The sequence below is a fragment of the Pseudomonas sp. 13B_2.1_Bac1 genome, from assembly GCF_025466155.1.
Classification (GTDB): domain Bacteria; phylum Pseudomonadota; class Gammaproteobacteria; order Pseudomonadales; family Pseudomonadaceae; genus Aquipseudomonas; species Aquipseudomonas aylmerensis.
On record NZ_JANLOH010000008.1, the window covers coordinates 1 to 21,103 of the forward strand.

Here is a 21,103-nt window from a genome sequence, read left to right on the forward strand (position 1 = left end):
AAGCAGCCGGTCGCGTCTGACCACTACCGAGTCAAAGCTGCCGTTGGCCAAAAGCAGCCAATCGAACACGTCCACGAAACCTTTGGCGATTAACTGCTGTTGTTTCTAAAGAAAAATTCTGCATTGGGCACTCTGCCTGATTGATGGTTTCTGGGCCGCAGGTGCTCTTTTTTATAGCACTACTAGCTATGTCTTCACGACACCTCCACACCGTATGCGGCGGGCTTGCGGGCAGCGTGCCCTATGGACAGCGCAGTCCGGAAGGGCTTGGTGATCTCCTACCATTCACATTTTCCAGCGCAGCTAATCATTTCGATTCAATCTTCACCCTAAACTATCTCGACTCGTATCAGTTTGAAAAGCTTACCCACCAGAGTGAAAGTCATCACATACACTGGAGGCTTTCGACCCAGAGCCGCTAATATTCCAGTTCCATCGATTACCTCTACCGATGCAAGATAGTGGTTCTTGGCCTGACGGTAGTCGACATCAATGTTCGCCCCCGCAAATAAAGGAGCTCGGAGAATCGCATTAATGATTATTTTATGACCATTAATTTCAACCTCGTTGCCGCCAAGAATAAGGCTAGCTTTAACATTCTTTTGCTCATCAGCCATCAATACGCACACAGAGGAAGAATAATCTAAGGCGAACACTGAGCCATCACCCAGTTGACAAAACGCATTCCCGATCAGCTCTGTCAGGAGCCGTTTGAAATACGGCACGCTCGAAAATTTAAGGTTCTCAGAATAATCAGAGAGATTAACAATATGCCCGAAGACCCCTTCTAGCGCGTATGTATCTGCCCGGGAGCAGGAAGATTCTACCAATCTACCTGCCAGCAAATGCATCAGCGCCATAACCTTATTGCTATCAGTAATTGCATCAAATATACGTACTGCTCCTTCTTTCTGTGCTTCGTCCTTTATCTTGGATGTGTACTCCATTATTGTTACAAATGTCCGGAATAAGTCATAAGTTATCGCACTCAAAAAATTCAAATACTGCCAATGAAACGCCTGATCAGGATCACTGAAGTATACATAGTCATCAAGCAGACTTGCCAAGCTTTTCTTCTCTTTGTCCAGCTTGAGCTGTTGTGTGCTGGAAGACGTTCTACGATCACTCTCAGCTCCCTCATCTCCCTCAGCGCTTTCCCCATAGATGCTTATAACTATGTCAGAGACCAATGGGTGACTTGAATTAAATTCACCTTTAAGTTTCTCATTGAATGCATTTGACAGTGACTCTATGTTGCCAATGATTTGCTGGCCTGTCAGGTAATTCATTTCAGATGAATGATTTTTGTTATTTTGCTGAATCGAATAATATACGAAAGCGACCGACACAAGCGTAAATAGCGGCGAAAGTATTCCGCTAAGATATGATCCGAATGCTCCCCAATCAGCACTACTCTTTGATATTTCAGAAAACCCAAAGCGATACCACATATAGTAAATGTAAATGCCAAGCGGAATGACACATACCATTACAGCGATTGTGACAAGACGCTTGATAGGATTTCGACTCATCGTAAATTAACCTTTTTCTGCTGCCGTGCAGATTCAACGTTGGCGCGATGCCAATAGCGAATAATGGCATGAACACATCAGGAAAACACCTGTCAGCTAAAGCGAAGATGGCGACTATTTCGGACAAGTCGTGACTAGTCTATTTCGCATCTGGCGCGCTCAGGGTTCGTTTGAATCGACGCTCAGTCCTATGTATGAACGTCCGCTATGGGTTGTGGATAGCGATCGTTCATGACTGACCGCTTGTGGCGGAATGCAGCCTATCCTGAGGGGCAGGGCATCACTGCGTAAATTTGTGTTGGTACAAAAGTGGTACGCAGCTATCAGTTCGGCTCTGTAAGGTAAGTAATCCTTGGCCTAAAGGATCAGCAGTTCTAATCGATCATAGGACGGATCGCTTCCCTAGAGCCTCGCCCCCCCCTAACGCGCGGCAAAAATGGGGCGAACCATACGCCATCCAATGCCAAATATGCGTTTATGCAACCGGATGCACGCACGCATTACAGCCAACAACCACGGGCTATCTCCCAAATCCCTTACACACCCCACATAATCGGGGTGTACTTGACCATCAAACGATCGCGTGTTATCAAAATGCCTTCACTGATATGCAGGGATGTTCAGAGAATGGCACTACAGTTTTTTACAAATGATCCGAATGCACTTCTTTCTGAGTTCAACAAGCGCATCGATCAGAAGGAGCCGAAAGGAAAAATCACAACCTGGCACAGGGATAAGGATGGTGATTACACGCACGCGGCGGAGGCCTGGGCCCGAAAGGCATGGTTCCGTCCCAAGATTACAGATGAAGCTTTGGTGTTCAGCATTATTGGCCGAAAAGATAAAGCGCTGCCTGTTGTTGTCTACGGGTACTACCATGGGCACCTAACTGAAACGTTTCTGAATCACTTCGACACGCTGTTCAGTACAGCGGCCTCCAGTGCTCAAACGGCCTTTGATGACTACGTAGGGGGGAGCTAGGATTAGTCGTGAGTTCCTAGGGAAAATTTAGGGCAATAAGTCGGCCGCTAGGCGCGCTTTAGGCCAGAGGATTAAGAAGAAGTCCCAGTATTTCCGGGCCTATGGCGGTTTGGAGTGATATGGGAGCAGGGCTGATTCCCTATCCTGTAATTGGTTTTCCAATGACGGTATTCGATCTAAAGCCTTCAGAAGTGTGTGTATTTTTTAAAATATGGTTTCTGAGGCTATATTAGCCGTCCAAACCAACTCAGATTTTTTGTATATGTTGGAAAGATGTTTTCGTAAACATTCATGTATTTTATTTCTATGTCTAACGTTCTTAGACTTTCTCTGATTAAATTTGCGATATTCAGTTGGTTGGGGTTTTGGGGGTCGTACTCTAACTCGAGGAGAATGATGTCTCCACTCGGCTTAATACTTCTGCCATCTACGTTGTGCGCGAAAAATGTCCACCCGTTATATGCTGGCATTAATTCTATTAGTGCTTTTTCGGTATTTTTTTTATATTTTAATACGCTCAGTGTTTTTATGATTAAAGGTCCGGTTCCGTTGTTTGTGAGTGATATTTTTATGTGTCCGTTCATATCTCTTAATTGAATTTCTGGAAATGGCCTGAAGGAAAGCTTGTTGTGTTGTCGTTGCATCCATGCAGTCCAGCTTGAGACAACTACGGCAAGTAGCGCAATTGTGGTTGCTCCGATGCTCAGATATGTTGCTAGGTCTATAGATTGTGTAGATACTGCCATTGAAGACTCCATTCATCAATTTTTTGTGTGTTTGACCGAAACCGTAGTCTTGATTTTTAACTCGTCAGTAGACATGGCTTGAATTCAGCTCATCAGCATATCAAATATGTCATATTTCACGGTGCTTTTGGAGGAGCCCATTTGCTCTACAGGTAGTTTGAGAGGGGTTCTCGAAAATTTTTGATAGCGAGATGGGAGTTGCCATAGAAATCGACCAACACGGCGAAACCAGTACTACTGGTAGGCGACGAATTCACCGTGCGCATGCAGCCCGCGGAAATGCTGGAGGACCGAAAAGGGGACGGATTTTTTTACCGTGTCCGCTTTTGGCCGTAAGTGGCCCGTCACAAATGGCGGCTAATGGGTGTGAGCTTGATCTTTAAACGCAATAGAAGGTCTAGATCGGCCCGCCGGCTTATCCGCGACCATTCCTGCGACAGTCGTTCCCTCATGAAGCCTGTGTGGTGAGGTAGGACCTCACAATGTCTTCAAGCATGCCCACCAGTTCAGGATCCATGTAGCGGTAATCATCTGGAATATCGAGAGAGTGGAGCCGTTTGTGTTCAAGAAGGCGGGCGTATTCAGCCTGAAGACGATTAAGGTGTTTGCGTTCCATGACAAAGATCACATCAGCCCAGCGAATATCCGCTGGGCTGATAGGTTTACGTGCATTTGGACTGGTTCCTGCTGAACGGGCATTAAAGCCGGGACGACGGCGCCAGATCGCTTCCGCAGTAGGACTACGCCATTGGTTACGGCTACAGACGAACAGGAGGTTAGTCACTCTTGATCCAGTAGTTGACGGGTTGTGCGAATGGGAAAGCTCATCCCGAGTTGGTGTGCTCTGTACAGTTTGGCTGCGCGGGTGTACATCAGTTTTCAATGCTTTTCTGGCTTGAACTCCAGCGGACGAACCGTATTGTGGCCTCTGCATTTAAGGGCCTGCATACGTCTCCAGGCGCGGGTTCTTTTCATCGTTATATCCTCGTGAGTACCGGGTTCAGCAGCCGCAGTAATACGAGTTGGAAATATAGTAAACGTGAATCGATGCAGGGGCTAGATAGGTTGAGCGCTTGATACTAGCAGCAGCTAATGACTGTAGGCAGTCTCAGCGCCAAACGGCCGATTGCTGCCTGTTGTGTACAGCAGCAATTGGCCCAGCCCCGAGGTCAACACAGCTAAAATCGCTGACCCTTCCTTCTCCTCAGCCCGGAACTCAATGAGCAGACTCCCAACACTACCCACGCAAGCCCGATCAGCCCTTTCCATCCAACAGCAAATCCCACATGAAAAATGGGCAGCGATCGCGTCGCAATGCGGGCCGGCGGAAATTGCGGAGATCGAGAGACGCATCGAATCCCTCAGGGCCGAGTTGGAAACGGTCGAGGCGTGGGATGGTGATACGAGGGATGACATCCACTTCGCGATCTACCAGTTTCTCAGTTACTGAGAATGGCGGGTGGTGCGCCCTGATCATTCACGGGCGGGGGGAGGGATCGCAAGTCGTCGGGCATGACTGACGGCTCGGCCAATACATGCCTTGTCTGTTCATGCCTTTCAGAAAGCCGCTCAGTCGCACAATCGCCGATTCGTCATGTAGCAATCACGACGACTCGGCGATTTTTTTGGGTACTAAAACTGAACGCTTAACCGCCTGCTACAGCCGACTCCCGCTCCATCAGCCTGTCCATCAACAGCACCCCCAACTCACTCAACTGGTGAATCGCCAGGACCACATCCCGCTGCTTGCCGGTCAAGTCCTCTGACAGGTCGAGCAGCAACGCGGTTACCGAGGAGAAGGTTTCGTAGCTGTTGGTGATCAGGGTTTCGTTGCTGGCGTTGGCGGCGACGGTGAATAGGCCGAGGGGGGTCACAGGTGGGGCAGTTTTTGGATTGAGGTAGTGATCGATTGCACGATGCGCAGCCTGGTTAAATTTCAGGTCCGGCTCGTTCGGAGGGTTGGGCGTGACTTTGAACATATTGGAATTCCCACTTTAGGGCCGTCACCTCTTAGCTACTAAACAGAGGGGTGGCAGCTGTGCGCAGGTTAGTAGACCGGGGAATTCCAAGAAAGCCGGCGCGCCCGAGGACGCCCTGCACACAGCCACCATCAAGCACGGACGAGGCCGTCCGATTGATGAGCTTATGCACTGACTGGAATAACCCCGGGCTACTAAACCCGATCACTGAGTTTTCAGCGACCGAACCACCTTAGAGACGCCCACTCAAGCGCACAAGCCGGCGGATTCTGACGTAACTGTAGGCAATGGGGCAAGCTGCTGAAGCTTGCTGTAGGACATGTCCTCACTGCGCGTCGGGTGTATCAGTGAGGGGCAAAGCCGACAGTGCTTTGAGTTTGTTGGCGGGGCCGGTGAAGTGCGTTTTACCGTTCAGGGTCGTCACTGTGATTCTTTCCGAATCGCAGCGATGCAACAGCGTGAACATGGGCTTTTTGGGGCCGTACACACCTGGCTGTCGCTCGGAATACTTCAAGCTGAGCATGGCGTTTTGCAGCGCGATGGGGCTGACGGGGGCGGCGAAGGTCCACTCCGCCAGGGCAGCCTCGCGGTACATATTGAACGCCATGCCGATGGATGCGCCGAAGGTGCCGCTGTAGAGGAGGGCGCACTTGAAGGTGTCGGTGATGCCAACGCGGTGTGCGACGAACAGCACCAGGGCCATCACGGCAAAAAACAGCAGGAGTGTTTCCAGCAGCGCCAAGGCCTTGTAGGGGTCAACCGTCAGTTGGTCTTTGAGCGTGAGTCGGGTGATGGGTGTGTCGGTGTTGAGCAGTTTCAAGCGTTACCCCTCCTGGGTGGTGTTGTCCTGATCGAGTAGGGGGCGCAGTTTACGCAAACTGTGACAATGGGCGCGTGAGATTTTTATTGTGTGTGCGGGCGTCTTCGCAGCCTCGCTGGGGCTCGACAGTTCCTACAGGGCAGCGGCGGTGGTTGTGGGCGGTGTGGTTTTTCGGCGCGTCCCAAGGGCGCGCCGAGGTGTGTGAAAGTAGTCGGCCGCCTCACTCGGGTTTCTTGTAGGACTTGTAGTCGTTTTGCAGCACGATGTGGTCGGCGACGTATTTCGCGTCGTGCCACACCCCGTAGATGAACGATGACGCGCGGTTGACCAGGTTGGGCAGGCCCAGGAAGTAGATGCCGCTTTCCGCCGAGATCCCACGTTTGTGGAAGGGCTCGCCTTTTTCGTCGAACGCATCGACCTTCAGCCAGCTGAAATCGAACCTGAAACCGGTGGCCCAGAGGATGGTGGTGATGCCGGCCTTCGCCAGATCCAGGCTGAGGATGGGGTTCACCAAGCACTCAGGGTCGGGCAGCAGTTCCCAGGCTTCAGGCTCCAGGGGGAACGGCAGCCCGTTTGCCTCGATGTAGGCATCCGCGTCGCGCAGTACATCGAAGTAGGCGCGGTCGCCTTCGGCCACGTTTTCGGCGAGCCCAGGTTGAAAGGTCATGACGCCGTCCTGCCAATCCTGGGTGACGCCGACCAACTGAATGCCCTGGTGCGCGAGGCGGCGGAAGTCGACGGTCTTGCCGCCTTCGTAGCCACTGACGGCAAAGGCCACGTGCTTTTTCTTCGGCTGGATTTTGACTTCGTCCCACAAGCCCAACGCACCCAGCCACCAGCAATAGTCGCGGCTGCGGTAGGCGCGCGGCGGGCGGTAATGTTCGCCGACCGAGAGGTATACGGTTTTGCCGGCTTTTTGCAGTTCTTCGGCGATTTGCGAACCGGAGGCGCCAGCGCCGACCACCAGTACGCCACCTTCGGGCAGTTGGCCGGGGTTCTTGTAGGTGGAGGAGTGCAGTTGGTGAATCGGTGCGCTGGCAGGCACGATGTTGGGGATAGAGGGGCGCTGGAATGGGCCGGTGGCGGCCACAACGTTGGCGGCTTCAAACACGCCGGCCGACGTGGTGACTTTGAAGCCGGGGCGGCCGATGTGGCGTTCCACTTGCTGGACTTCTACACCGGTGCGCACGGGGGCTTGCAGCTTATCCACGTAGGCTTCGAAGTAGTCGGCCATGCGCTCCTTGGGCGGGAAGGCTTCGGGGGAGAGGCCTTCGAAGGTGAGGCCGGGGAAGCGGTCGTGCCAGGCGGGGCCGTTGGCGACGAGAGAATCCCAGCGCTCGGAGCGCCAGCGTTCGGCGACGCGGTGGCGTTCGAGGACGATGTGGGGGACGCCCATGAGAGACAGGTGTTCGCTCATGGCGACGCCGGCCTGGCCTGCGCCGACGACCAGGGTGTTGATGGTTTCTACTGACATGGGCGGTTCCTGGGAGGTAAGAGGTGTGTAGGCATCACCGAGTCTCAGCTGTGGGCGCTGGTGGTGGTTTCTTGTAGCAATGCCGCCACGGCGGTGAGTGCCAGTTCGTAACCGAGTGCGCCAAGCCCTGCGATCACGCCGGTGGCGGCTTTGGAGACGTAGGAGTGGTGCCGGAAGCTCTCGCGCTTCCAGAGGTTGCTCATGTGCGCTTCGATGATCGGGCCGTCGAAGGCCAGCAGCGCGTCGAGGATCGGCACCGAGCTGTAGCTGAGCCCGGCGGCGTTGATCACCACGGCGTCGGCATCAAGGCGTGCCGCTTGAATCCAGTCCACCAGCACGCCTTCGTGGTTGCTCTGGCGAAAGTCCAGGCTCAGTCCCAGCCCGGCGGCGTGGCGTTCGCAGCGCGCCTGGATGCTGGCGAAGCTCTCGCGGCCGTAGGTGCCGTTTTTATCCAGCCCGTAGAGGTTGGCGTTGGGCCCATTGAGGAAAAACACGCGGTGGGTCATGAAGGGCTCCAGGTTATTCAGCGACGGTCAGCACGACTTTGCCGACATTGGCGTTGGCTTCCAGCAGGCGGTGCGCCTCGGCGGCTTGAGCCAGCGGCACGCGCGCATGGATCTGCGGGCGCACCACGCCGGCCGCCAGCCACGGCAACAAGCGTGAGCGGATGCACGCCGCCAGGCGGGCTTTTTCGGCGTGGCTTTTCGGGCGCAGGGTGGAGGACGTCAGGCTGAGGTTCTTGCGCATCAGCACCTGCAAATCCAAGTCGATATGGGCGCCTTGCAGGAACGCCAAACTCACGTGCCGCCCGCCCATGGCCATGGCCGCCAGGTTGCGCGCCACATAGGGCCCGCCGACGTTATCCAGCACCACGTCGACCCCACGGCCGTCGGTGCAGTCGTGCACGGCCTCGACGAAGTCTTCAAGGTGGCGGTCAACCGCGCGCCACACGCCGAGTGCTTGCAGCATCGCGACCTTGTGCGGGCCGCCGGCCGTGGCGATCACCCGCGCACCGGCGGCATGCGCGCACTGCACGGCGAAGCTGCCGACACCGCTGGCGGCGCCGTGGATCAGCACGCTGTCGCCGCTGCGCAAGCGCCCCAGTTCAAATAGGTTGTGCCACACGGCAAAGGCCGCTTCCGGCACCCCGGCGGCATCGAGCAGCGACAACCCTGCAGGCACTGGCAAGCAGTGCGCCGCGTGGGCTACGCAGTACTCGGCGTAGCCGCCGCCGTTGAGCAAGGCCATCACGCGATCGCCGCTCGCGAACTCATCCACGCCACTGCCTACCGCGACCACGATGCCTGCCGCCTCGAGGCCCAGCACATCGGTGACGCCTGCCGGGATCGGCGCGCCGCTGCGTTGCATCAGGTCGGGACGATTGACCCCGGCAGCCGTGACGCGAATCAGCACCTCACCGGCTTGCACATCCGGCAGCGGGCGCTCGACGGACTGCAGCACCTGCGGTCCGCCGGGCTCGCGGGCGATCACCGCTTTCATACGGTCCAGTCATCCGGCACGACGGCGATCACGTCGATTTCCATCAACCATTCCGGCTGGCCCAACCCGGAGATCACCAGCCCGGTGGAAATCGGGAACACGCCTTTGAGCCACTTGCCGACCTCCTGGTACACCGGCTCGCGATAGCGCGGGTCAATCAAATAGGTGGTGGTCTTGACGATGTGCGAGAGGTCGGAGCCTGCCTCTTCCAGCAGTTGCTTGACGTTTTTCATCGCCTGCTCGGCCTGGGCACGCGGGTCGCCGAGGCCGACCAGGTTGCCGTCGAAGTCGGTGCCGATCTGGCCGCGCACATAAATGGTGTTGCCGGCGCGGACCGCCTGGCACAGGTCGTTGTCCAGGGCCTGGTTGGGGTAGGTCTGCCGGGTGTTGAACATGCGGATGCGGGTGTGGGTAGGCATAACGGCAACTCGTGGGAAGCGGGATGAATCCAGCTTCACACCGCCCCGGTTCCGGCGAAACCAGCATTTGCGCGGGGTAGTGCTTAGGAAAAACCGAAGCCTGTGCCCCTCATCGGTTCGCGGCGGACCCGGCACGAACCCTGCAACGCTGCCCGTACAGTCATTGTTGAGGGGCAGGCGTAATGCTCAGTCGTATTACTCAGCGTCAACTGGAGTATTTCGTCGCGTCGGGAGAGGCGGGCAGCATCAGTGCTGCAGCTGAACGCATTCACGTGTCGTCACCGTCGATCTCGGCGGCGATCACCCATATGGAGGCCGAGCTGGGCATCCAGCTGTTTATCCGGCATCACGCCCAGGGCATTTCGCTGACGGCGGTGGGACGCCTGGTGATGCAGGAGGCCAAGCTGATCCTGGAGCAGATGACCAACCTCTACACCATCGCCTCGGAGTCGTTGAACACGGTGCGCGGGCCGTTGCGGGTGGGCTGCCTGGAGTCGCTGGCGCCGATGATCACGCCGGAACTGGTGTTTGGTTTTGGCCGCGCGTTTCCCGGCGTGCGCCTGACCCAGGCCGAAGGCAACCACGAGGAATTACTGGAAAAACTGCGCAGCGGCGAGCTGGACATCGCCCTGACCTATGACCTGGTGACCAGCCCGGATATCGATTTCCAACCCCTGGCGCAGCTGCCGCCGTATGTGATGGTCGGCGAGTATCACCCGCTGGCGAGCTTGCCCGCCGTGAGCATGCAGGACCTTGAGGCGTACCCGGTGGTGCTGCTGGATACGCCGTGGAGCCGCGACTATTTCCTCAGCCTGTTTATCCAGGCGGGCACCACGCCGAACATCATCATGCGCTCCACCAACCTCGAAACGGTGCGCGCCATGGTCGGCAACGGGATCGGCTATTCCTTCGCGAATGCGCGGCCCAAATCCAATATGTCCCAGGACGGCAAGCGCGTGATCCGCCTGCGCCTGGCCGGTGCACACCGGCCGATGCGGCTGGGCTATGCCACGGCCAGCAACACCCAGCTGTCGCGCGTGGTGTCGGCATTTGCCGAGCGCTGCCGCATGTTTGTTTCCGATCAATACATCCCCGGCATGGCCCCGCCGAGCTTTTTTGACCCACACGCGGTGCGGGTGCTGAGTGGTGTGAGCTGAGGTTGCACCAAAGGGTCGCGTGTGCCGCGCCCTGCATTCAGGCGTGCACCGTTTTGGCGAGTGCCTGGGCAGCGCGCACCTGCAGGCGCTGGCTTGCCCGGGAGGGCGGTGCGCAGCTGTCCAGTCATTGACTGACAGATCGCTATCGCCGGCAAGCCGCCTCCTACAGTTGATCTGGCTGGCTTGCGGGGCTGCATAGGCTCTGCCTACCCAGTGCCCCGGCTTTTACGAATTGACCCTGACCACCTCCCGCCACGACTCTCATCCCATCGATGCAGATCAACTTCTTTTTTTTTGCAGGGCACAGCGACGATGACATTCGACTGGAATTACATGTTTGGTTTGCTGGGCGATGCCGAGTTCTGGCGCGCGACGTGGACGGTGATCAAGCTGAGTACCCTGACGTGGGTCTTGAGTATCGCACTGGGCTTTCTGCTGGCGCTGGCCAAGCAATCCCGGCACCCGTTGCTGAGTGTTCCCGCGCGTGGCTATATCTGGCTGTTCCGCAGCCTGCCGCTGCTGGTGCTGCTGATCTTCATCTACAACCTGCCCCAGGCGCTGCCGGGCACCTCGGCGATTCTGGCCGACCCGTTCTGGTCCGGCCTGCTGGCGCTGGTGATCTGCGAAACGGCGTATGTGGCCGAGATCCATCGCGGCGGTTTACTCTCGATTCCCAAGGGCCAGGGCGAAGCGGCGCGGGCGTTGGGCTTGAGGTTTTTCGGCACCCAGTGGCGCGTGGTCATCCCGCAGGCGCTGCGGGTGGCGTTGCCGTCGCTGGCCAACGAATACATCTCCATCGTCAAGCTCACCTCACTGGTGTCGGTGATCTCGTTGACCGAAATCCTGATGGTCGGCCAGCGCCTGTATTCGCAGAACTTCCTGGTGATCGAGACCATGGCGGCGGTAGCGTTCTTCTACGTGTTTATCGTCACGGTGTTCGACTTCCTGCTCAAACGCCTGGAGCGCTTTCTCGACGTCAACCAACGCAATGTCTCCCGCGTGCCGGATGCGGCGGTGCTGGCCCTGGCGACGCAACAACGCGTCGCCTTGCAACGCCCGGCCAGCACCGGCGCCGCCGCGCTGCAAGCCACGCGGTTGCACAAGGCCTACAACGACATCGAGGTGCTGGGCTCGGTCAACCTGCAGATCCAGCCGGGTGAAGTGGTGTCGGTGATCGGGCCGTCCGGCTCCGGCAAGACCACGCTGATCCGCCTGCTCAACGGCCTCGAGCAACTGGACAACGGCGAGATCCAGATCAATGGCCAGCCGTTCATTCACTTGAACAAAGTCGGCGCGCAGAAACCCCAGTACATCGAGCACGCCGAGCATCGCCTGAACATCGGCATGGTGTTCCAGAGCTTCAACCTGTTCCCGCATTTGAGCGTGCTCGACAACCTGCTGATGGCGCCCAAATACCACCGCCTGGGCGCGACCTCCGAACTCAAGCAGCAGGCCTACGCGCTGCTGCACAAGGTTGGCATGCTCGATCACGCCTGGAAGTACCCACACCAGTTGTCCGGTGGCCAGCAGCAACGCGTGGCCATCGCCCGCGCCTTGATGATGCGCCCGCAGATCATGCTGTTCGACGAGCCCACCTCGGCGCTCGACCCGGAAAAAGTCAACGAAGTGCTGCAGGTCATCGAGGCCTTGGCCGAGGAGGGCATCACCATGGTGATCGTCACCCACGAGATGAATTTCGCCTTCAAGGTCTCCGACCGCATCGTGTTCATGGAGAAGGGGCGTGTGGTCTGCGACGACACGCCCGATGCCTTGCGCAGCGGCCATAACCCACGCGTGGAGGCGTTCCTCAAGGACGTCTCGCTGGCGTGATCTCTTTAACGTTCAGGAAACACTAAAATGATCGAGCAAGCACACATCGAACAATTCCAGCGCGACGGCTTCCTGGTGGTAGAAGGCGTGTTGTCGGCGGACGAAGTGGCCGCGCTGCAGCATGACTTCGACCAGTGGGTAGAGGAGAGCCGCAGCCATGACCAGGGCTGGGGCGCCACCGTGGACGGCCGCGCGCGGTTCGACCTGGAGGGCGACCACCGCGCGGATCATCCCTCGCTGCGCCGGGTGAGTTCGCCTACCGAGATTTCCAAGGTGTACGAGCGCGTGGCGTTGCACTCGCGGATGGCAGCGATTTCCGCGCAGCTGGTCGGCGCCAGTGGTGCGCGGTTTCACCACAGCAAGATCAACTCGAAACTGCCGCACACCGCGACCCAGGTGAAGTGGCACCAGGACTTTCTGTTCACGCCGCACAGCAATGACGACATCGTCACGGCCTTGCTGATGGTCAGCGAAGTGACCCCGCAGAACGGCCCGCTGAATGTGATCCCCGGCAGCCACAAAGGCCCGCTGTGGTCGCACTGGCAGAACCAGCGTTTCACCGGTTCGGTGGACGACGCGGTGGTTGAAGAGCACTGCCAGCAACCGGTCGCCTGCTACGGCCCGGCCGGTTCCGTGTGCTTTATGCACACGCGGCTGTTGCATGCATCCAGCCCTAACGAGACCGAATTGCCGCGCACGCTATTCATCAGTGTCTACGCCGCTGAAGACGCGCTGCCATTCGGCGAAAACCCGTTGCCCAGCGTTCATGCCGGCCTGCTCGTGGCCGGTGCCGAAAGTGGCCTGGTGCGCTCCACCAGCAACCGCATGCGCTTGCCGCAGAAGCCTCGCGGCGCGTCGTTCTTCGTGCAACAGGCCGGACAAGATACCGCCACTGCCTAACCACCCCCCAAGACCTTGCAGGTAATGACCATGACAGCGTTTCGTAAAAGTGTTCGCCCCCTTGCCGTGTGCCTGTTGGGTGCTGCGGTTGCGATGACTTCGTTGGCGGCTTCGGCCTTCCAGAAGGACGGCACGATTGTCGCCGGCTCCGACGTCACGTTCTTTCCCTATGAATACATGGACAACAACAAGCCGGCGGGCTTCGATATCGAGTTCATGGACGGCCTGGGCAAGGTCATGGGCCGCAAGGTCGAGACCCTCGACACACGCTTTCCCAACTTGATCACCGGCCTGCAGGCCGGGCGTTTCGATGTGACCAACTCGTCGATGTACATCACGGCGGAGCGGGTCAAGGTCATCGACATGATCCCTTACCTGAAGAGCGGCGAGTCGATCCTGACCCTCAAGGACAGCGCCTTCCAGCCCAAGACCCCGGAAGAGTTCTGCGGCCACAAGATCGGCTCCATGGGCGCCACCTCGTGGCTGGCGCAGATGAACAAGTTGTCGACGGAGTACTGTGTGGCCAAGGGCTTGAAGCCGATCCAGATCAGCGAATACAGCACCGACCCGCAGACCACCCAGGCCCTGCTGGCGCACGCGGTTGAAGCGCAGATCACCGACGCCGCCGTGGCCCGTGGGGTGATCGACAAGTTGGGCAACCGCGTGGTGATTTCGTCCGACACCTTGATCTACCCGGTGCTCAACGGCTTTGGTGTGAAGAAGGGCAATGACACGGTCAAGCAGGCCTTGCTCGACGGCCTGGCAAAATTCCGTGCCACGCCTGAGTACGCGGCCCTGCTGAAGAAGTACAACTTCGAAGCACCGACCGATGCCGACCTCGCGGCGCTGATGCCCAAGTAACCCAATCACGCGGCCGCCGCTGTGCGGCCGCGTCCTGCGGAGACCGATTCATGGCGTTATCCCACGAAGAACAGACGCGCATCGACCTGGCGGCGACCTTTCGCATCATCGCCCACCTGGGCATGCACGAGGCGGTGGCCAACCACTTCAGCGCTGCCGTGTCGGCCGATGGCAAACAGTTTTTGCTCAACCCGAAGTGGAAGCACTTCTCGCGTATCCGTGCCAGTGACCTGTTGCTGCTGAACGCCGATGACAGCGCCTGCGCCGATCACCCGAATGTGGACGCCACCGCCTGGTCGATCCACGGGCAGATCCACCGGCTGCTGCCACAAACCCGCGCGGTGCTGCATTTGCACCCGGTGTACACCACGGCCGTGGCGTGCCTGGCCACGCCGCACATCCCGCCGATCGACCAGAACACCGCGCGTTATTTCAACCGCGTGGCGGTGGATGAACTCTACGGCGGCATGGCCGACACCGAGGCCGAAGGCGCTCGCCTGGCCGGGCTGCTCGACGGCAAGCGCCGTCTGCTGATGGGCAACCACGGCGTGATGGTCACGGCGACGTCCATCGGCGAGGCCTTCGATGATATCTGGACCCTGGAGCGTGCCTGCCAGATCCTCGTGACGGCCTGGTCCACCGGGCAGCCGCTGCGGGTGCTTTCCGATGACGTGGCGGAGAAAACCGCGCGCGGTTGGGAAGGGATTGTGGATTTCTCGGTCCGGCATTTTGAAGAAATGAAGCAGTTGATGATCGACGCCGACCCTTCGGTACTCGATTGAGGAGCACGCCATGACTTTTTCCGTTGTCGCCCGGTGTGCCGAGACCGGCCAGTTGGGTATTGCGATCAGCTCTTCGAGCATCGCCGTGGGCGCCCGTTGCCCCTGGCTGCGCCCAGGCGTTGGCGCGGTGGCGTCGCAGAACATCACACTGCCGAGCCTGGGGCCGCAGCTGCTGGATTTGCTCGAGCAGGGCCTGGCACCGAGCGAGGCGCTGGCGAACTTGGTGGAACAGGACCACAGCCAATATCGTCAGGTCACCGTGATTGATAGCCAGGGGCGCACCGCGCATTTCAGCGGGGCGCAGACCCTCGGGATTCATCACGCGCTGAGCGGCGAGCAGTGCGTAGCGGCGGGCAATATGTTGGCCGACGCTGGGGTGATTGCGGCGATGGTGCGCGCGTTCGAGATGGCCACGGGGCCGCTCGCCGAGCGCTTGCTGGCGGCGATGCAGGCCGGCCAGGCCGAAGGCGGCGAAGCGGGGCCGGTGCATTCGGCGGCGTTGGTGGTGGTCGACGACTTGCTGTGGCCGATCGTCAACTTGCGTGTCGACTGGGCCGATGAGGACCCGATCGGCGCGCTCGACCAACTCTGGCAAGCCTATCGCCCGCAACTGCAGGCCTACATCGACCGCGCCCTCAACCCGCAGATTGCACCGGGCTATGCCGTGCCGGGAGATGAGCGTTGAACACAAGCCGCGACCTGCTGGCGCAACTGGTGCGCTTTGATACCACCAGCCGTGAATCCAACCTGGCGTTGATCGACTTTGTGCGCACCTATCTGCAGGACCACGGCGTGGCCTGCGAGCTGGTCTACAACGCGCACAAGAGCAAGGCCAACCTGCTGGCGACCATCGGCCCGGCCGAGGTGCCTGGCGTGGTGTTGTCCGGGCATACCGACGTGGTGCCGGTGGACGGGCAGCGCTGGACGGTGGCGCCGTTTGAACTGACGGAAAAACACGGCCGGTTGTACGGGCGCGGTACTGCCGATATGAAGGGTTACATCGCCTGCGTACTGGCCTGTGTGCCGGCACTGGTGAAGGCGCCGTTGCGCATGCCGGTGCATATCGCGCTGTCGTACGACGAAGAGGTGGGTTGCCTGGGTGTGCGCGCGTTGATCGAGCGGTTCCATGGGCAGGCAGTCAAGCCGTTGCTGTGCGTGATCGGCGAACCTACCGAGCTCAAGCCGGTGCTCGGCCACAAAGGCAAGCTGGCAGTGCGCTGCGAAGTGCACGGCGTGGCCTGCCATTCGGCGTATGCACCGTCGGGTGTGAATGCCATCGAATATGCCGCGCAACTGATCAGCGAGCTGGTGCGACTCGGTGAGACGCTCAAGGCGCCGACGTTGCTCGACGAGCGTTTTGATCCGCCGTTTTCCACGGTGCAGACCGGCGTGATCGGCGGCGGCAAGGCGCTGAATATCGTCCCGCAGGACTGCACGTTCGACTTTGAAGTGCGCTCGCTGCCGGCCCAGGATCCCCGGCAGGTGGCGCAGCAACTGCGCGATTACGCGGAGCACACCTTGCTGCCGGCGATGCAGGCGGTGAGCGCGCACTGCGCGATTGAGTTCAGTGAATTGTCCAGCTACCCAGGGTTGGCCACCTCGCCGCAAAGCCAGGCAGCGGAATGGGTCGCGCAGTTTTGCGGCTCCCGGGATTACGGCACCGTGGCGTTCGGGACTGAAGGCGGGCTGTTTGACCAGGCCGGCATCCCGACAGTGGTATGCGGCCCCGGCAGCATGGAACAGGGGCATAAGCCGGATGAATTCATCAGCCTGGAACAGCTGGATGCCTGCGACCGAATGCTGGAACGGGTGCTCGCGTTCGTGAGCCGATAAACCCCTCTCAAGCCATGTGCTCATCAAACTGTGGGAGCTGGCAAGCCCACTCCCACAGGGGCCTCAAGGTATGGCTCAGGCCCTCAGGCATATGGAGCTCCCACAGAGGCCTCAAGGTATGGCTCAAGCCCCCAAGCATATGGAGCTCCCACAGAGGCCCCAAGGCATGGCTCAGGCCCCCAGGCATATGGAGATCAAATGTGGGAGCTGGCTTGCCTGCGAAGGCGGTGTGTCAGTCGACGAATTAGTTAACTGACCCACCGCCTTCGCGAGCAAGCCCGCTCCCACAGGGGGATCCTGGTATGACTCGGGATCTCGGGTGTATGGAGCTCCCACAGGGGGCCTCAAGGCATGGCTCAAGCCCCCAAGCATATGGAGCTCCCACAGAGGCCCCAAGGCATGGCTCAGGCCCCCAAGCCTATGGAGATCAAATGTGGGAGCTGGCTTGCCTGCGAAGGCGGTGTGTCAGTCGACGAATTAGTTAACTGACCCACCGCCTTCGCGAGCAAGCCCGCTCCCACAGGGGGCTCAAGGTATGGCTCAGCCTCCCAGGCATACGGAGCTCCCACAGAGGCCCCAAGGTATGGCCCAAGCCCCCAGGCATATGGAGCTCAAATGTGGAAGCTGGCTGGTGATTTCATCCAGCCTTGGCCACGCCCACTCGCCACTGCGCCGGGGGCAGGGTTCCGTTTACCAGGTAATTTCCCACGATCCGCGATTTGTAGACGCGCGGGTTGTGGTTGGCCAATGTGCGCGCGTTGCGCCATAGCCGGTCCAGTGCCTTGTTGCTGGCGGTGGCGCTGGCGCCCAGGGCGTCGAATAGCGCGGTGGTCGCTGCGAGTGTGGCATCCACCACCGGGTTGACGGCCAGGCACACTTCCAGCTCGGCGAGTGCCACCTGTGGGTCGTCGTCATGCACGGGCTGGTCGTGGGCAATCACATACTGCGCGGTGTGTTCCAGGCGCTGCGCCGCCTGTTGGGCGATGGCCTGGGCGGCGTAGGCCTGGCTGGCGACTTCGCCGATCACTTGCAGCAATTGCACATCCTGGCCGGCGACATCGGCATTGCCCGTGGTGAAAGTGCGGGCGCGTTGGCTGAGTTCTTCGGCGCCACTCAAGGCCGCGCGGCGGGCAATGCCGGCGAGGGTGCTGAGGTGATAAAGCTGGAAAAACGACTGCCCATGGCCAAAGCGCTGTTGGGTGGGGCGCGCCTCATTGTCCAGCACCGGCGCGCTGTCGAAGATGCAGGTGCCGCTGGCGGTCAGGCGTTGGCCGAAGCCGTTCCAGTCATCGACGACCTGCACGCCGGCAGCCTTGAGGTCGACAACCACGCTGTAGGTCGTGCCGTCTTCGCCGGTTGCAATCGTGTTGATCAAGTCACTGTAAAGCGCGCCCGTGGTGTAGAACTTGCGGCCGCTGATGCGCAAGGTACCGCTTGCGTCGCGGTGCAGACGGGTTTCGAAATCACCACGGGTCTGGTTGCCGACTTCGGTGCTGCCGGGAGAGAGCAGCGCGCCCTCGCCGAGACGGTCGAGCCACTTGGCGCGCCAGGCGGGGTCTTTGGCGCTGAGTACATCTTCGCAAAAACCAAAATGCCCCCGCAGGGCCTGGGTGATGTTGGAGTCGGCGGCAGACAGTTCGGTGAGCACGGCGAGCAGCTCAACCAGGGTCGCGCCGTGACCGCCATGGCTTGGCGGCAAGCGCCAGCGCGGCAGGCCCAGGGCGGTGAGTTGCTGGATCACACCGGCCAGGCTGGCACGCGTCTGATCGTGCTCGGCCGCCTGCGCGAGGATGTGGGCGAAGAGTGGGCGCAACGGTGCGGCCAATTGTTCGTAGCGGGCAGACGGCGGTGCGCCCCAGATAGGCAAGGCAGAATTGGACATGGGTTGACCTGGCGGTGCCTGCGCGTGGACGCGTCGGGCTGGAAAAAAGAGTCAGAAGCACGGGGCCAGTGGTCTGGTGACGCCACCCTAACCCAGCGGTGACGAGGTTTTTAATACGAAAAATTGCTATCGAACTGCGGGCTGGTTCTATCGGCGCGACGGGAAACAAGCACTCACAGAATCGCCCGGCCCCATGTACCGGGCGTGAACTAGGATTTTTTCTTCGGGGAACTCTGCGCAGCTTGAAAAATCACTAGCATCGGCAGGGAGTAGCCAGTAGGCTACATGTGAATCTGTGACCAACATAATCGGCAGGACGCCAGAGTTGGATACATGGCTGGATGGAATGAGGGACGTTTGTGGAAAAGTGGCGGTTCTGACTCGGCTGGATCGCGCCGAAGAAAACAATTTTGGCGATTGCGAGCCTGCCGGTAACGGCCTCAGTGACATGCGTATTTTTGTCGGGCCCGGCTACCGGATCTACTTTGTCCGCACGGGCATCACCGCCTACTTGATGCTGTGGGGCAGTGACAAAACCGACCAGCAAAGAGGCATCAAGCGCGCCCAAGAGATTCTGGATGCCCTGAGAGGTTAACCAAATGAGCAATTCGACATTCAAGCCAGAGGACATGCCGATCCTCGATCTGGATACCTCCGGTACCCAGGTCTATGAAGCTTCGCGCTTCCTCGACAGCCCTGAAACCATCAGTGCTTACCTTGCGCAAAGCATGAAGTCGCAAGACCCGCAGATCCTCATGAAGGCGCTTGCCGAGGTCGCCAAGGCACAAGGTGTGAACAAGGTGGCCGCGGCGGCGGGAGTGAATCGCGAGAGTCTGTACAAGACGCTCAAGGGCGGGTCTAAAACGCGCTATGACACCGTGCAGAAACTGATGCTGGCGTTAGGCGTGGAGCTGACGGTGCAGCCGATCAAGCGAACCCACTCGGCGAAGTGACCACGATCACCGGTGGGAGCTGGCTTGCCTGCGATGGCGATGGGTCAGGCCACCTCAGAGTTGCTATCGCAGGCAAGCCCGCTCCTGCATTGAGCGGGCGTGTGAGTGCCTAGCGCACCAGGCACGGTTGCTTGTTGTTGAAGCTCCAGCCCGGGATCAGGAACTGCATCGCCACGCTGTCATCGCGCGCGCCGAGGCCCATGCCTTTGTACACTTCATGGGCCTTGGCCACGGCGTCCATGTCGATGTCCACGCCCAGGCCAGGCTTGGCGGGCACCTTCACGTAACCCCCTTCGATTTTCAATGGCTCGTGGGTCAGGCGCTGGCCGTCCTGCCAGATCCAGTGGGTGTCGATGGCGGTGATGTCGCCCGGTGCGGCGGCGGCCACCTGGGTGAACATCGCCAGGGAAATATCGAAGTGGTTGTTGGAATGCGAGCCCCAGGTCAGGCCCCACTCGTTGCACATCTGCGCGACACGCACCGAGCCTTGCATGGTCCAGAAGTGCGGGTCGGCCAGCGGGATGTCCACCGATTGCAGCTGGATCGCGTGGCCCATTTCGCGCCAGTCGGTGGCAATCATGTTGGTGGCGGTCTTGAGGCCGGTGGCGCGGCGGAATTCGGCCATGACTTCGCGGCCCGAGTAACCGTTCTCGGCACCGCATGGGTCTTCGGCGTAGGCGAGCACGTGGTGCTGGTCTCGGCACAGGCGGATGGCTTCTTTCAATGACCACGCGCCATTCGGGTCAAGGGTGATGCGAGCGTCGGGGAAGCGCTCGGCCAGTGCGGTGACGGCTTCGATTTCTGCGTCACCGCTCAGCACGCCGCCCTTGAGCTTGAAATCATTGAAGCCGTACTTGGCTTTGGCGGCTTCGGCCAGGCGGACTACGGCCTCCGCCGTCAGGGCAGTTTCGTGACGCAGGCGGAACCAGTCATCATCGGCCTCGGCCTCGTTGCGATATGCCAGGTTCGTTGCGTTGCGGTCGCCGATATAAAACAGGTAGCCGAGCATTTTCACCGCATCACGTTGCTGCCCTTCGCCGAGCAAGGCGGCCACCGGCACTTCCAGGAATTGACCCAGCAGGTCGAGCAGCGCCGCTTCCATCGCCGTGACCGCGTGGATGGTGATGCGCAGGTCGAACGTCTGCAGGCCGCGACCGCCCGCGTCGCGCGAGGCAAAGGTGCTGCGCATCTGGTTGAGGATGCGCTGGTACTGCCCGATCGGTTGGCCGATCACCAGGCTGCGCGCGTCCTCCAGGGTTTCGCGGATACGTTCGCCGCCGGGCACTTCGCCCACACCGGTGCGGCCGCTGCTGTCCTTGAGGATGACGATATTGCGCGTGAAGTAAGGCCCGTGGGCGCCGCTCAGGTTGAGCAGCATGCTGTCGTGGCCGGCCACGGGGATGACTTGGAAGTGGGTGACTACTGGGGTATTCATGGCACGTTCCTGGATAAGG

21 protein-coding genes are annotated in these 21,103 nt (G+C 59.4%); 10 read left to right on the forward strand and 11 right to left on the reverse strand.

Going from position 1 to position 21,103, the window contains the following annotated elements; all coding sequences use genetic code 11:
- Nucleotides 1-329: 329 nt before the first annotated feature.
- The gene (locus NTD80_RS01985; RefSeq protein ID WP_262131936.1) at nt 330-1,532 is read right to left on the reverse strand and encodes a hypothetical protein; all 1,203 of its coding nucleotides are present in this window, start codon (nt 1,530-1,532) and stop codon (nt 330-332) included.
- Nucleotides 1,533-2,159: 627 nt separating this feature from the next.
- Here NTD80_RS01985 and NTD80_RS01990 point away from each other — a divergent pair.
- Nucleotides 2,160-2,513, forward strand: coding sequence for a hypothetical protein (locus tag NTD80_RS01990; protein ID WP_262131938.1), 354 nt, complete (start codon nt 2,160-2,162; stop codon nt 2,511-2,513).
- Between the two features lie 224 nt (nt 2,514-2,737).
- On the opposite strand, the gene NTD80_RS01995 is transcribed toward NTD80_RS01990, so the two are convergent.
- The 8 genes from NTD80_RS01995 to NTD80_RS02035 form a co-directional block, all read right to left on the reverse strand.
- Nucleotides 2,738-3,259 carry a hypothetical protein gene (locus NTD80_RS01995; protein ID WP_262131940.1) on the reverse strand — a complete coding sequence of 174 codons (522 nt, stop codon included), beginning with the start codon at nt 3,257-3,259 and terminating at the stop codon, nt 2,738-2,740.
- Nucleotides 3,260-3,707: 448 nt separating this feature from the next.
- The gene (locus tag NTD80_RS02000; protein ID WP_262131942.1) at nt 3,708-4,043 is read right to left on the reverse strand and encodes a low molecular weight protein tyrosine phosphatase family protein; all 336 of its coding nucleotides are present in this window, start codon (nt 4,041-4,043) and stop codon (nt 3,708-3,710) included.
- A gap of 862 nt (nt 4,044-4,905) precedes the next feature.
- On the reverse strand, nt 4,906-5,238 hold the full coding sequence (locus NTD80_RS02010; RefSeq protein WP_106803126.1) for a DUF6124 family protein: 333 nt from the start codon (nt 5,236-5,238) through the stop codon (nt 4,906-4,908).
- A gap of 325 nt (nt 5,239-5,563) precedes the next feature.
- Nucleotides 5,564-6,058 carry a hypothetical protein gene (locus NTD80_RS02015; RefSeq protein ID WP_262131944.1) on the reverse strand — a complete coding sequence of 165 codons (495 nt, stop codon included), beginning with the start codon at nt 6,056-6,058 and terminating at the stop codon, nt 5,564-5,566.
- A 220-nt stretch (nt 6,059-6,278) separates the two neighbouring features.
- Entirely contained in the window at nt 6,279-7,532 is a 1,254-nt protein-coding gene (locus NTD80_RS02020; RefSeq protein ID WP_262131945.1) for a flavin-containing monooxygenase, read from the reverse strand.
- A gap of 44 nt (nt 7,533-7,576) precedes the next feature.
- Nucleotides 7,577-8,038: a type II 3-dehydroquinate dehydratase gene (locus NTD80_RS02025; protein WP_120449236.1), complete on the reverse strand. Its 462-nt coding sequence runs from the start codon at nt 8,036-8,038 to the stop codon at nt 7,577-7,579.
- 13 nt (nt 8,039-8,051) lie between these two features.
- Nucleotides 8,052-9,032, reverse strand: coding sequence for an NAD(P)H-quinone oxidoreductase (locus tag NTD80_RS02030; RefSeq protein WP_262131946.1), 981 nt, complete (start codon nt 9,030-9,032; stop codon nt 8,052-8,054).
- Nucleotides 9,029-9,451 carry a RidA family protein gene (locus tag NTD80_RS02035; protein WP_065904398.1) on the reverse strand — a complete coding sequence of 141 codons (423 nt, stop codon included), beginning with the start codon at nt 9,449-9,451 and terminating at the stop codon, nt 9,029-9,031. Before NTD80_RS02035 ends, NTD80_RS02030 begins: the two co-directional genes overlap by 4 nt.
- A 182-nt stretch (nt 9,452-9,633) precedes the next feature.
- On the opposite strand from NTD80_RS02035, the gene NTD80_RS02040 reads away from it, so the two are divergent.
- The 7 genes from NTD80_RS02040 to argE all read left to right on the forward strand — a co-directional run bounded on the left by NTD80_RS02040 (nt 9,634) and on the right by argE (nt 16,814).
- Nucleotides 9,634-10,608, forward strand: coding sequence for a LysR family transcriptional regulator (locus tag NTD80_RS02040; protein ID WP_106803131.1), 975 nt, complete (start codon nt 9,634-9,636; stop codon nt 10,606-10,608).
- Nucleotides 10,609-10,920: 312 nt separating this feature from the next.
- Complete coding sequence (locus NTD80_RS02045; protein WP_106803132.1) at nt 10,921-12,438, forward strand: amino acid ABC transporter permease/ATP-binding protein; 1,518 nt, start codon at nt 10,921-10,923, stop codon at nt 12,436-12,438.
- 27 nt (nt 12,439-12,465) lie between these two features.
- The gene (locus NTD80_RS02050; RefSeq protein WP_262131949.1) at nt 12,466-13,338 is read left to right on the forward strand and encodes a phytanoyl-CoA dioxygenase family protein; all 873 of its coding nucleotides are present in this window, start codon (nt 12,466-12,468) and stop codon (nt 13,336-13,338) included.
- 30 nt (nt 13,339-13,368) lie between these two features.
- Nucleotides 13,369-14,199, forward strand: coding sequence for an ABC transporter substrate-binding protein (locus NTD80_RS02055; protein ID WP_262131950.1), 831 nt, complete (start codon nt 13,369-13,371; stop codon nt 14,197-14,199).
- Nucleotides 14,200-14,249: 50 nt separating this feature from the next.
- Nucleotides 14,250-14,981, forward strand: coding sequence for a class II aldolase and adducin N-terminal domain-containing protein (locus tag NTD80_RS02060; protein WP_106803133.1), 732 nt, complete (start codon nt 14,250-14,252; stop codon nt 14,979-14,981).
- A gap of 10 nt (nt 14,982-14,991) precedes the next feature.
- A complete protein-coding gene (locus NTD80_RS02065; RefSeq protein ID WP_262131951.1) occupies nt 14,992-15,666 on the forward strand; it encodes a DUF1028 domain-containing protein in 675 nt (224 codons plus the stop codon).
- On the forward strand, nt 15,663-16,814 hold the full coding sequence (argE, locus tag NTD80_RS02070; RefSeq protein ID WP_106803135.1) for an acetylornithine deacetylase: 1,152 nt from the start codon (nt 15,663-15,665) through the stop codon (nt 16,812-16,814). The genes NTD80_RS02065 and argE overlap by 4 nt, the downstream gene beginning before the upstream one ends.
- 637 nt (nt 16,815-17,451) lie before the next feature.
- On the opposite strand, the gene NTD80_RS02075 is transcribed toward argE, so the two are convergent.
- Nucleotides 17,452-18,696 carry an acyl-CoA dehydrogenase family protein gene (locus NTD80_RS02075; RefSeq protein ID WP_120449233.1) on the reverse strand — a complete coding sequence of 415 codons (1,245 nt, stop codon included), beginning with the start codon at nt 18,694-18,696 and terminating at the stop codon, nt 17,452-17,454.
- Between the two features lie 295 nt (nt 18,697-18,991).
- Between NTD80_RS02075 and NTD80_RS02080 the strand changes: the two genes are divergently transcribed.
- Both NTD80_RS02080 and NTD80_RS02085 read left to right on the forward strand, forming a co-directional pair.
- Nucleotides 18,992-19,291 (forward strand): type II toxin-antitoxin system RelE/ParE family toxin, encoded by a 300-nt coding sequence (locus NTD80_RS02080; protein WP_262131952.1) that lies wholly within the window; start codon nt 18,992-18,994, stop codon nt 19,289-19,291.
- A 4-nt stretch (nt 19,292-19,295) separates the two neighbouring features.
- Nucleotides 19,296-19,649 (forward strand): addiction module antidote protein, encoded by a 354-nt coding sequence (locus tag NTD80_RS02085; RefSeq protein ID WP_262131953.1) that lies wholly within the window; start codon nt 19,296-19,298, stop codon nt 19,647-19,649.
- A 109-nt stretch (nt 19,650-19,758) separates the two neighbouring features.
- Here NTD80_RS02085 and gudD read toward each other — a convergent pair whose 3' ends face one another.
- Entirely contained in the window at nt 19,759-21,084 is a 1,326-nt protein-coding gene (gene gudD / locus NTD80_RS02090; protein ID WP_213552812.1) for a glucarate dehydratase, read from the reverse strand.
- Nucleotides 21,085-21,103: the final 19 nt, after the last annotated feature.